The sequence below is a fragment of the Vreelandella boliviensis LC1 genome, assembly GCF_000236035.1.
GTDB classification, from domain to species: Bacteria; Pseudomonadota; Gammaproteobacteria; order Pseudomonadales; family Halomonadaceae; genus Vreelandella; species Vreelandella boliviensis.
The window spans coordinates 949308-960829 of the sequence record NZ_JH393258.1; the positions used below are offsets into that span (position 1 = coordinate 949308).

11 protein-coding genes and 3 tRNA genes are annotated in these 11522 nt (G+C 54.6%); 6 read left to right on the plus strand and 8 right to left on the minus strand.

From position 1 onward, the window contains the following. Nucleotides 1-64 precede the first annotated feature (64 nt). Complete coding sequence (uraD, locus tag KUC_RS13540) at nucleotides 65-613, plus strand: 2-oxo-4-hydroxy-4-carboxy-5-ureidoimidazoline decarboxylase (RefSeq protein ID WP_007113781.1); 549 nt, start codon at nucleotides 65-67, stop codon at nucleotides 611-613. A 124-nt stretch (nucleotides 614-737) separates the two neighbouring features. On the opposite strand, the gene KUC_RS13545 is transcribed toward uraD, so the two are convergent. The 3 genes from KUC_RS13545 to KUC_RS13555 all read right to left on the minus strand — a co-directional run bounded on the left by KUC_RS13545 (nucleotide 738) and on the right by KUC_RS13555 (nucleotide 2782). After that, nucleotides 738-1097, minus strand: a complete 360-nt coding sequence (locus KUC_RS13545) for a phasin family protein (protein ID WP_007113782.1) — start codon at nucleotides 1095-1097, stop codon at nucleotides 738-740. 176 nt (nucleotides 1098-1273) lie between these two features. Continuing rightward, nucleotides 1274-1963: a glutathione binding-like protein gene (locus KUC_RS13550; protein ID WP_040480893.1), complete on the minus strand. Its 690-nt coding sequence runs from the start codon at nucleotides 1961-1963 to the stop codon at nucleotides 1274-1276. A gap of 126 nt (nucleotides 1964-2089) precedes the next feature. Then, nucleotides 2090-2782 (minus strand): glutathione S-transferase family protein, encoded by a 693-nt coding sequence (locus KUC_RS13555; protein WP_040481096.1) that lies wholly within the window; start codon nucleotides 2780-2782, stop codon nucleotides 2090-2092. 386 nt (nucleotides 2783-3168) lie between these two features. Here KUC_RS13555 and KUC_RS13560 point away from each other — a divergent pair, with 386 nt between their 5' ends. Next, nucleotides 3169-4860 carry an L-lactate permease gene (locus KUC_RS13560; protein WP_007113786.1) on the plus strand — a complete coding sequence of 564 codons (1692 nt, stop codon included), beginning with the start codon at nucleotides 3169-3171 and terminating at the stop codon, nucleotides 4858-4860. Nucleotides 4861-4966: 106 nt separating this feature from the next. Here the strand turns inward: KUC_RS13560 and KUC_RS13565 are convergent, their stop codons facing one another. Both KUC_RS13565 and glcC read right to left on the minus strand, forming a co-directional pair. After that, nucleotides 4967-5491 carry a gamma carbonic anhydrase family protein gene (locus KUC_RS13565; RefSeq protein ID WP_007113787.1) on the minus strand — a complete coding sequence of 175 codons (525 nt, stop codon included), beginning with the start codon at nucleotides 5489-5491 and terminating at the stop codon, nucleotides 4967-4969. A 61-nt stretch (nucleotides 5492-5552) separates the two neighbouring features. Further along, nucleotides 5553-6332: a transcriptional regulator GlcC gene (gene glcC, locus KUC_RS13570; RefSeq protein WP_007113788.1), complete on the minus strand. Its 780-nt coding sequence runs from the start codon at nucleotides 6330-6332 to the stop codon at nucleotides 5553-5555. 215 nt (nucleotides 6333-6547) lie between these two features. Between glcC and glcD the strand changes: the two genes are divergently transcribed. The 4 genes from glcD to KUC_RS13590 all read left to right on the plus strand — a co-directional run bounded on the left by glcD (nucleotide 6548) and on the right by KUC_RS13590 (nucleotide 10968). Next, nucleotides 6548-8047, plus strand: coding sequence for a glycolate oxidase subunit GlcD (gene glcD, locus KUC_RS13575; RefSeq protein ID WP_007113789.1), 1500 nt, complete (start codon nucleotides 6548-6550; stop codon nucleotides 8045-8047). Between the two features lie 84 nt (nucleotides 8048-8131). Beyond that, nucleotides 8132-9226, plus strand: a complete 1095-nt coding sequence (gene glcE, locus KUC_RS13580) for a glycolate oxidase subunit GlcE (RefSeq protein ID WP_007113790.1) — start codon at nucleotides 8132-8134, stop codon at nucleotides 9224-9226. 14 nt (nucleotides 9227-9240) lie between these two features. Further along, nucleotides 9241-10473, plus strand: a complete 1233-nt coding sequence (gene glcF / locus KUC_RS13585; RefSeq protein WP_007113791.1) for a glycolate oxidase subunit GlcF — start codon at nucleotides 9241-9243, stop codon at nucleotides 10471-10473. Nucleotides 10474-10563: 90 nt separating this feature from the next. Continuing rightward, nucleotides 10564-10968, plus strand: a complete 405-nt coding sequence (locus tag KUC_RS13590; protein ID WP_007113792.1) for a heme-binding protein — start codon at nucleotides 10564-10566, stop codon at nucleotides 10966-10968. A gap of 124 nt (nucleotides 10969-11092) precedes the next feature. On the opposite strand, the gene KUC_RS13595 is transcribed toward KUC_RS13590, so the two are convergent. From KUC_RS13595 to KUC_RS13605, 3 genes are all read right to left on the minus strand, one after another. After that, nucleotides 11093-11169, minus strand: a tRNA-Asp gene (locus tag KUC_RS13595). A gap of 74 nt (nucleotides 11170-11243) precedes the next feature. Then, a tRNA-Val gene (locus KUC_RS13600) sits at nucleotides 11244-11319 on the minus strand. Between the two features lie 52 nt (nucleotides 11320-11371). After that, a tRNA-Asp gene (locus KUC_RS13605) sits at nucleotides 11372-11448 on the minus strand. Nucleotides 11449-11522: the final 74 nt, after the last annotated feature.

Sequence of the window (11522 nt, forward strand, 5' to 3'; positions counted from 1 at the left end):
GCTTTAAACCATTTCCGTTTTTAACCGGGTACGCTTTAAAACTTGCCCGCTTAGGAGAGTTTCAGTGTCCACACCGCAACCGTTACTGCTATCACCCGCGCCCAGCAAGTGCAGCCTTGAAATGCTTACCCATCACTATGGGGATGTGTACGAGCATTCGCCCTGGGTAGCCGAAGCCGCTTGGCAGCAAGGCCTTACTGAAGCCCATGACACCCCCGACGCACTGGCCGAGCTAATGGGGCTTATGTTGCAGCAGGCGAGCAGCGACCAGCAAATCAAGGTGATTCAGGCGCACCCTGACCTGGCGGGTAAAGCGGCTATGGCTGGCGAGCTAACCCAAGACTCAACCACCGAACAGGCAGGCGCCGGACTCGATCAGTGTAGCCCCGGGGAGTTTGCGCGCTTTGAGTATCTTAACTCGGCGTATAAGGAGAAATTTGGCTTTCCTTTTGTCATTGCCGTTAAAGGGCTGGATCGGCATGCCATATTAGCCGCCTTCGAGGAACGCCTGAACAACGATGTGGCCATCGAGCGGCAAACGGCCATTGAACAAATTATTCGCATTGCCCGTTTTCGCTTGATTGATCGCGCTACCAACACCTGCTTTTCATAAGCCGCAGATTAAAAGGTAAGTTTCAAAGGCTAGATTCAAAGGTCAGGTTTTAACATAAGGTTTTGTATACAAAAACGCCGCACCCTTTGGGCGCGGCGTTTTAAGCGGTGGTGTACGGGTTAGATCACTGTTTAACAGTCTCTACCGCTTTCTTAGTGGTTTCTTCTGCCATTTTCTGGCTGTCTTGAGCAAAGCTCTGGCCGATGGAAGTCACTTTTTCAGTGTCGCCCTTTACTCGCTCGATAAACTCGCCAGCCGTTTTTTGCTGGGTTTCCATGGCCTTTTTGAAGCTGTCCTGATCTTTTACATCAAGCCAGGTACGCGCTTGTGCAATCGCCATATCCGAGTAGGCACGGGCAGCATCCAACTGAGCGCTAACCAGCTGATCATAGTAATCAAGCGCTGTCAGCGTGTAAGAGCGCATCGGTGAAACAAAAACGGTCTCAAACTGTTGCGTAGTTTTATCAGTAGTTTTATTCATCATAGTACCTCCAAGAGTGAGCTAGCACATAAACACGCCTTGATTGGCGGTTCTTAGCCAGGCTGTTGCCTCTGCTATCTCTAAAGCTAGCAGTGCTTTTTGTGCAGCGCAATATGATTTTTCCTCATGCAGCACTTGCTCACTCGTAGGTAGTTAGAAAGGCTGACAGCAGCCTGCTACTAGCGGTTACCGAACAAATGCTTACGCGCCTGCTCGTCCATTTCTACGCCCGCTTGGGGATTAACGTCTTCGACCAATGCGTAAGCTCGACGAACGGCAGGGCGTGCTTTGATCATGTCAAACCAGCGTTCTAGATCAGGAAACTCTTCTAAGGTTTGCCGCTGTTTTTCCCAAGGCACGATCCAGGGATAGATCGCCATATCAGCAATCGAGTAGTCATCGCCACCTACATACGTATGATGCGCCAAGCGCTGGTCTAACACGCTGTAAAGCCGGTTAGTTTCACGAACGTAGCGCTCAATGGCGTACTCAATCTTTTGCGGCGCATAGTGGCAAAAGTGGTGGTTTTGGCCTGCCATCGGGCCTAAACCGCCCATTTGCCAGTGCAGCCACTGCAACACGATATAGCGTTCGCGGCCTGCGGAGGGTAAGAAGAGGCCACTCTTATCGGCCAAGTACTCGAGGATCGCGCCAGACTCGAACATCGACAGCGGCTGACCACCATCCTGTGGTGAGTGATCGACAATGGCAGGAATTCGGTTATTGGGGGCGATAGTGAGAAATTCAGGATCAAACTGCTCGCCTCGGCCAATGTTAATAGGCTTCACTCGATACGCCAGTTTGGCTTCTTCGAGCATAATGGAGATTTTATGGCCGTTGGGTGTTGTCCAGTAGTACAGGTCAATCATTGCCATCTCCTTTAGGAAAACATTGATTCACTCGTAAGCCTATCAATGTTTTCTCATGTCATCAGGCGGCACATCGTTGTGCCGCCACTATGTACGGCTAACACTTTGTACGGCTAACACTATGTACTATATATCGCGAACAGTCAGCGCACTGCTTGCAGCACCATCGTGGATGCTCAACATACGCTTGAACCACTCGTCTACCGGGTCACCGGGCTCGACCACTGCCTGAGTAGATACAACGTGAGCCCACATCATACTGCCAAACAGCAGGTAATCTGAGCCGCTGGGGGAATCGCCGTCTAAAAAGCGGCTTTCGCGCAGTAAATCGCGCACTGGCGCTAGCGCCTGTTTAAGCTGCTGCTTACCCTGTTCGGGTTGGTGAAACTCTTCCAGCGTGCAACCAAACCGCTCCTCACGGGTTTTGCGGAAATAGCCACGGTCATCTGGGTGTACTGCCGCGAACAAATCCATGGCGATAATGCGGAATAACGCAGGATTCATGCTGCGCTCGACGAAGTATTTGAACAGTAATACTCGCTGATAGCTGACGCCCTCGCCCAACACTGGTGCCTCGGGATACGTCTTATCCAGGTAGCGCATGATTTCGAAGCTGTCAGTGACAACTTGCTCGCCGTCGCACAGCACCGGCACTTTGTCGTAGTCGGCAAACTCCAGCGCTTTTTTATCGAGGAATCGCCATGCCACGGTGGTGAATTCCAGCCCTTTATGTGCAAACGCCATACGTACGCGCCAGCAGAAAGGTGAGAAGCGTAGCCGTTCGTCCCGGCCGCACAGATCATAGAGCTTTAGTGCCACTGTCATAACCTCCGTGTGGTTGACCATTGTTAGTAAAAAGTACTACGCCGATAACAATGAGCATAAGTCACCTATGACGCAAGCGATGCAACCGGCTTGATCTGTACTTATTCTTTGGCTGACAACTGTACTGTCTATTAGTCTAATGAACCCGCTGAGTACTTTTCCTCTTAAAATTTTTAAAAATAGAATAAAAACAATTAACTAGAAAAACAAAAGTCATGAAAATCCATGTTCCGAACGAGCGTTAAACTGGTAAGACCAATTTTCCAATGTAGTCATATGGTTAGCCTAATCGTATCTTTCACCTACACCCGACTGGCGGTACGACTGTCAGACGGTTATTGCGGAGCATACCAAATCAATAACAAGGGGCAGTTCCTTCCATGAACGAAACGACACTTGCACTTCTGGCCTTTTTGCCGCTGTTGCTGGCCGGTATTTTGCTCATAGGGTTTAAAATACCTGCCAAGATAGCGATGCCTATTGTTTTTCTGACCGCCGCCATTATTGGCTTAACCGCTTGGGACATGTCATTTAGTCGCGTAGCGGCGTCGACTATTCAGGGCTTGATCCAGACCGCCGGTCTTTTATGGATCATCTTTGGCGCTATCTTGCTGCTTAACACCCTTAAGCACTCCGGTGGTATTACCGCTATCCGTAACGGCTTTTCGGACATTAGCCCTGACCGCCGCATACAGGCGCTGATAGTTGCTTGGCTGTTCGGTTGCTTTATCGAAGGGGCTTCAGGCTTCGGCACACCAGCTGCGGTTGCTGCACCATTGATGGTCGCTCTTGGCTTCCCGGCGCTTGCGGCGGTGGTCGTGGGTATGATGATTCAATCAACGCCGGTCTCGTTTGGTGCAGTGGGCACGCCTATTGTGGTTGGGGTCGGTAGTGGCTTGGATCGCGCCGGTATTAGTGCCGAGCTTGACTCGGTAGGCTCTAGCTGGGATGTCTTCTTCCAGCTAGTCACCAGTGAAGTGGCAATTACTCACGGTATCGTGGGCATTTTAATGCCGCTGATCCTAGTCACTGTGATGGTGCGTTTCTTCGGCGCCAACCGCTCCTGGAAAGAGGGGCTGTCGATCACCCCCTTCGCTATTTTTACCGGTATTGCATTCTCGGTACCTTACATGCTGGTAGGTGTATTGCTAGGGCCTGAATTCCCTTCAATGATCGGCGCCATGGTGGGCTTGGCGATCGTCGTACCCGCTGCCAAACGTGGCTTCTTGATGCCTAAAGACACTTGGGACTTTCCCGAGTCCTCTTCTTGGCCAGACGAGTGGATCGGCAACCTGCAGATCAAGCTTGATGACGTTGTCGGCAGAGCGCCGATGTCCACCTTTAAAGGCTGGGTACCCTATGTGCTGCTCGCCCTGTTTTTGGTGGCCTCTCGTACCATCGAGCCCCTTAAAGCAGCGCTTACCTCGATTAACCTCAGTTGGAATAATATTCTAGGCGAAGCGGGCGTCAGCGGTGGCGTTCAGCCGCTCTATCTGCCGGGCGGTATTATCATTGCCGTGGTCATCGTCACCTACTTCTTGCATCGTATGAACCCGCAAAAGATCAGCGCGGCGGTGTCTGAATCAACCAAAACGATTTTTGGTGCAGGTTTCGTATTGATCTTTACCGTGCCTATGGTGCGCATTTTGATCAACTCCGGCGTTAACGGCGCGGATCTTGTCTCAATGCCGGTGATGATGGCCCAGGCAGTGGCCGACAGCGTGGGCGGCATTTATCCCTTCTTTGCCCCAGCCGTCGGGGCGATGGGCGCCTTCATTGCAGGCTCCAACACGGTATCTAACCTGATGCTGGCGGAATTCCAGTTCAGCGTTGCCCAGACCCTGGGGCTTTCCACGGCTATGATGGTAGCAATGCAGGCAGTCGGCGCGGCGGCAGGTAATATGATCGCCATCCATAACGTGGTCGCCGCATCGGCAACGGTTGGATTGCTAGGCCGCGAAGGTGCAACGATCCGTAAGACGATCCTGCCAACGATCTACTACCTCATCTTTGCTGGCATCATCGCACTAATTGCGTTCTACGTAATTGGCATAACCGATCCATTGATGTAACCGTAAAACTCGTTAGCGAGTGTTTAAACGCAAACCCCCAGGCTTTAGGCCGGGGGTTTGTGGTTTTAGCTCAACGTTCAAGCCCTGCTTATTGTTTGTTTAAGCGCTAGCCGATGCGTTTAAGTTCTTGGCTGTGGAGCTTGCCACGCTCTACGTAGCTTTGGGCGTTCTTTTTCAAACCTGCCACCGCTTCTGCAGAAAGCTCTCTTACTACACGGGCGGGCGAACCCACGATTAACGAATTAGGCGGAAATATCGCGCCCTCCTTAATAAAAGCCCCCGCCCCCACCAGGCTGTTTTCGCCGATCACCGCACCGTTAAGCACCACCGCTTGAATACCGATTAAGCAGCCATCACCCACGGTGCAGCCATGCAACATGGCTTGATGCCCGACCGTCACGCCTTTACCTACTTTGAGAGGAAAACCGGGATCGGCATGCAGTACCGCGCCATCCTGAATATTGCTCTCTTCACCAATTTCCAAGTGATCGGTATCACCACGCAGCACGGCCTGATACCACACGCTTGAGCGCGCTTTTAACGTTACCTGGCCGATCACATCCGCGGTGTCGGCAATATAGACATCGTTATGGATGTCAGGCTGGTGCTCGCCGTATTGGTAAATGGCCACGTTAATCTCCTGAGGTGTTGTTGGTTTATTAATGATTGTTGTTGGCGTTTTAATGATTGAGCTACAGCCACTCTTCAAGGCGCATGGATGAACGCTCTAGCCGTTCGTGCTCCTCCTCTAAATCGCGCAGCAGCTGGGTAATACTGGTCAGGTGCTCCAGCGCCACCTGTTCTGCCTGCTCCGCCTCGCCGCTGATGACCGCCTCATGCAACTGCGCATGCTGCTGGTTGATCATCGCCCTGGGCGCTGGCAAGTGATAGAGGTGTTTGACCGAAGCAAATACCGAGCTAAGCAGTAAATCGGTCAGGCTCTGCAGCGTATGCACCAGCACCGGGTTGTGGGACGCCTGGGAAACCGCTAGGTGAAAGGCGTGATCTAGCCTGGCTAGACGCTCGACATCAATGGTGTCTGCGCTTTCCGCGTAGTCAGCCATTTCACGATAGCGCCGGGTAATCAGCACCCGGTCGACGGAGGTGCCACGGCTTGCGGCTAACCGCGCCGACTCCCCTTCCAGCAGGGCGCGCACTTCTAACAGGTCAAACAGCGTGCGCGGATGGTCTTTAAACAGATGCATCAACGGACTCTGGCTGCCCACCGGCAAAAGCGTGGCGACCGTTGAACCGTGGCCCTGGCGGGTATCGATAATCCCCTTGCTACGCAGAATCCTTAACCCCTCACGCAGCGAAGCGCGGGAGACGCCCAGCCTGTCACACAGCCGCCGCTCAGAAGGTAGAAGTTGGCCGGGGCGAAAAACCCCATCAAGAATCAGCCGCTCAAGCCGGGTGGCCACGTGTTCTGGCATTCGCTGGCCGGGTGTCAATGCTTGATGCTCCGCTGGCATGACGGTCACTCTCGTTAAACTGTTGTCCCAGCTTGCCACTACTCGCAGAAGAAGGCATCTCTGTTTCACTGCTATATCACGGTGTCGACTAATTACTGGTCAGACCAATGCACCACGATCTAGACAGGCGGGTAAAAAAAGCCCAAATTGAGGCCATGTTATCTACAGACCGTTTTAGCCTTTACCTTTAACGATAATAAGCATGGGATGTCGTAATGAATATCCTCTTTGATGAGCGCCTGGACGGCAAACTGGTTCAGCGCGATAAAAGCGAGGTTTTAACCGACCTGCAACAAGCTGTTCCCGACATGACGCTGCTGCATCGCGAAGAAGACCTACGCCCCTTTGAGTGCGATGGGCTGGCGGCCTATCGCGTGCTACCTATGCTGGTGGCGCTGCCTGAAACCTTTGACCAGGTGAAAGAGCTACTCAAGCGCTGCCATGCCCTTAGCGTGCCCGTGGTCACCCGTGGCGCAGGCACCGGGCTTTCTGGCGGTGCGCTGCCGCTGGAACAGGGCGTGCTGTTAGTGATGTCGCGCTTTAACCAAATTCTCAAAGTCGACCCTGATGCCCGCCTGGCGAGGGTTCAGCCCGGCGTGCGCAATCTGGCAATTTCTGAAGCCGCTGCGCCTTACGGCCTCTACTACGCACCGGACCCATCTTCGCAAATTGCCTGCTCCATCGGCGGTAATGTGGCGGAAAATGCTGGCGGCGTGCATTGCCTAAAATATGGCCTGACGGTACATAACGTCATGCGCGTGGATGTGCTCACCATCGAGGGCGAGCACATGACCCTGGGCGCTGAGTCTTTTGATGCACCGGGCTTTGATCTGCTGGCATTGATGAACGGCTCAGAGGGCATGCTCGGCGTCGTCACGGAAATCACCGTCAAGCTACTGCCTAAACCGGAAACCGCCAAAGTGCTGATGGCGAGCTTCGATGACATTGAGAAAGCCGGGCGCGCCGTCGGCGATATCATTGCCGCAGGCATAATTCCTGGTGGCCTGGAGATGATGGATAAATTGGCGATTAAAGCCGCCGAAGATTTCATCAAAGCAGGCTACCCAGTGGAAGCAGAAGCAATTCTGCTCTGCGAGCTGGATGGCGTTGAAGCCGACGTGGATGACGACTGCGATACCGTACGCCGCGTACTGGAAGCCGCGGGCGCCACCGATATTCAGCAGGCTCGCGATGAAGCCGAGCGCGCCAAGTTCTGGGCTGGGCGGAAGAACGCCTTCCCTGCGGTGGGCCGTATGTCCCCGGATTACTACTGCATGGATGGCACTATCCCCCGCCGCGAGCTCCCTCGCGTGCTTAAAGGCATTGCCGCGCTTTCCGAAGAGAGCGGCCTAGCGGTGGCCAACGTGTTCCACGCCGGCGATGGCAATATGCATCCGCTGATCCTGTTTGATGCCAATAAAGAGGGCCAGTTGGCGCTTGCCGAAGAGGTGGGCGGCAAGATTCTTGAGCTCTGCGTAGCCGCGGGCGGTTCGATCACCGGTGAGCATGGCGTTGGGCGCGAAAAGATCAATCAAATGTGCAGCCAATTCCAGGCGGATGAAATCAGCGTTTTTCATGCCTTAAAAGCCGCCTTTGATCCACAGCGACTGCTCAACCCCGGCAAAAATATCCCAACCCTGGCGCGCTGCGCCGAGTTTGGCGCTATGCATGTGCATAACAACGAACTACCGCACCCGGAGCTGCCGCGTTTCTAGCTGCGAGCCAAGTTAAGTAAAAAGCCGGCCAAGATAATAATTAGCCAAGACGAATAATGGAAAAGACCAATAGTGGGAAAGACCATGACTGAACGAGCGATTGCCGACCGCGATATCGCTGACGCCCTATGTGAACAGGTGCGCAGCGCTTATGACGCGCGCACACCGCTGCGCATTGTAGGTGGAGACACACGCGCCTTTTATGGCCGACCGGTGGAAGGCCAAGCACTGCAGATGGCCGAACACAGTGGCATTGTCAGCTACGACCCGGTGGAGCTGGTGGTGACCGTGCGCGCTGGCACGCGGCTTAGCGACCTGCAGGAAGTACTGGCGGAGAAACACCAAATGCTGGGCTTTGAGCCCCCCATGTTTGGTGAGGCTTCCACCATTGGTGGCGCCGTGGCCACCGGCCTCTCCGGCCCACGCCGCCCCTGGGCAGGCGCAGCCCGGGACTTTGTGCTGGGCACGAGAATCATCACCCAAGAGGGTAAGCTGCTCCGCTTTGGCGGCGAAGTGATGAAAAATGTCGCTGGTTACGACCTGTCGCGCCTGATGGCAGGCGCCCAGGGAACGCTCGGCGTATTGACCGACATCTCCTTTAAAGTGCTGCCTATTCCAACCGCGACGCACAGCCTACGCTTAGCCGTTGGGCTGGATGAGGCGCTCAAAAAACTCGCCGAGCTGGGTCGAAAGCCGCTGCCGATTACTGCCGCCGCTTGGCACCAAGGCAAACTGTTTTTGCGCTTGGAAGGCGGCAAAAGCTCTGTGGCCGCCACCCAGGCAAGCCTGGGTGGTGAGCCGCTCGATGCCAGCTTCTGGCGCGAGCTGCGCGACCATACCTACGCTTTCTTCGCCTGTAACGACGGCCAGGCGCTGTGGCGATTGTCACTACCGCCCAACACCGCACCGCTCGCGCTGGATATTCCCGAGGCCGATATTTTTTACGATTGGGCGGGCAGCCAACGCTGGGTGAAAACCACCCTGGATGCCAGCACGCTGCGCGATGCCTGCAGCGCAGTGGGTGGTCATGCCACCTGCTATACCCCGCAGGCGCAAAGCGGCGTCGCAGAGCCGTTCACACCGCTAAATGCCGTAGTGGAAAAATATCATCGTAATCTAAAGGCGGAGCTGGATGCCCATGGCATTTTTAACCCCGGTCGTCTTTATGCGGCGTTTTAATCAGGAGAGCTGACATGCAGACGCACTTTTCCGATGCCGACCTTCAGAAGCCGCATATTCAAGAAGCAGAGCGCATTTTGCGTACCTGCGTTCACTGCGGTTTTTGTAACGCCACCTGCCCGACGTACCAACTGTTAGGCGATGAGCGCGATGGCCCCCGCGGGCGTATCTATCTAATGAAGGAGCTGCTGGAGAGCCGTGACGATGACGATCAGGTTACCGACGAGACGCGCCTGCATCTTGATCGCTGCCTGACCTGCCTTAACTGTGAAACCACCTGCCCCTCCGGCGTGGAGTACCACAAGCTGCTGAACATTGGCCGCGCCGAAATAGAGCGCCGCGTGCCCCGCCCGGCGGCCGAACGCGCCCAGCGCTATGCGCTGCGTAAAATGATGGTCGACCCCAAACGCTTTAAGGCACTGCTCACGCTAGGGCAAACCTTTAAGCCGCTGGTGCCCAGCAAGCTGCGCAGTAAAATGCCGGCAAACCCAGTCGATGCAGGCGCACGCCCTGTTGCCAACCGGCATACCCGGCAAGTATTAATGCTGGAAGGCTGCGTACAGCCGGGCCTCTCACCCAATACCAATGCAGCCACCGCGCGGATTCTTGACCGGCTCGGTATTAGCGTAACACCAGTGGCTGAAGCGGGCTGCTGCGGCGCCGTTGATTTCCACCTCAACGCCCAGGATGACGGGCGGGCGCGTATGCGCGCCAATATTGATGCCTGGTGGCCTTATATTGAACAAGGCACCGAAGCCATCGTGCAAACCGCCAGCGGCTGCGGGGCTTTTGTCAAAGAGTATGGCGACATGCTCAAAGATGACCCCAATTACGCCGCAAAAGCGCAAAAAATCAGCGCGCTAGCCAAAGATATTGTCGAAGTTCTACGCGATGAGCCGTTAGACACATTGGATGTCACAGCGTCACAACGGCTGGCGTTCCACTGCCCTTGTACGCTACAGCACGCTCAAAAACTTAACGGCGCGGTTGAAGGTGTGCTGAGCAAGCTTGGCTTTGCATTAACCCCGGTGCAGGATGGGCATCTTTGCTGCGGTTCGGCGGGCACCTATTCGATCACCCAACCCGAACTGGCCACCCAACTGCGCGACAATAAGCTCAATGCGCTGGAAGCCGGTGACCCAGAGGTGATCGTGACGGCGAATATCGGCTGTCAGACCCACTTGGCAGGCGCCAATCGCACACCGGTACGCCACTGGGTGGAAATCGTCGATGCGGCGCTCACATAGTTGCACTAACGGTTAGCATTTATAACCCCTGGTCGCGCTGCTATTGTTGAGCGCGATCACTTCACTCCCTACCCTTAATAGGATGTAAGCATGCAAACAAAAGCCATTCTCGCTCAAGCCGATGTACTCAACGTTCTAGATGCCGCGCAGAAAGAGGCTGACAGTAATAGCTGGCCGGTAACTATCGCGGTGACCGACGATGGCGGCCATCTGCTGGCGCTGCGTCGTTTGGATGGTGCCGCCCCTTTCAGTGCCGAAGTCGCTTCGCACAAAGCGCGCAGTGCGGCGCTAGGCCGTAAAGAGACCCAGGTATTTGAAGAGATGATTAATGGCGGCCGCACTGCGTTTGTCACCGCGCCGCTGCAAGGCCTGCTTTCAGGCGGCGTACCGATAACGGTTGACGGGCATGTGGTAGGCGCCGTGGGCATTTCCGGCGTAAAACCCGACCAGGATGTGCAAATTGCCAAAGCAGGTGTTGCCGCGATTACGGGCTAAAAGCTGCAAATTAACACGCAGACATACGAAAAAGCCCGGATCATTGATCCGGGCTTTTTTGGAATTCGTTCGGCTAATGCCGAGGTCTTACTAACAATACATAGCTAACAACACAAATACTTAATGGCGGACCGGACGAGACTCGAACTCGCGACCTCCGGCGTGACAGGCCGGCATTCTAACCGACTGAACTACCGGTCCACATTGAGTACTTTTACAACAACCATCAAAACTAACTTTATAAACGGTTCAGAAGCGCTTCTAAAGGTAGGTGATGGTGGGTGGTACTGGGTTCGAACCAGTGACCCCCAGCTTGTAAGGCTGGTGCTCTCCCAACTGAGCTAACCACCCAATCTATTGGTAAGCACTTACTGCCCTAACCAATTCAGCTTAGCAGTTATCGTGGCGGACCGGACGAGACTCGAACTCGCGACCTCCGGCGTGACAGGCCGGCATTCTAACCGACTGAACTACCGGTCCGAATTGCGATAACAACTTTTAGCAAACTGTCATTTGATGATGGCGGACCGGACGAGACTCGAACTCGCGACCTC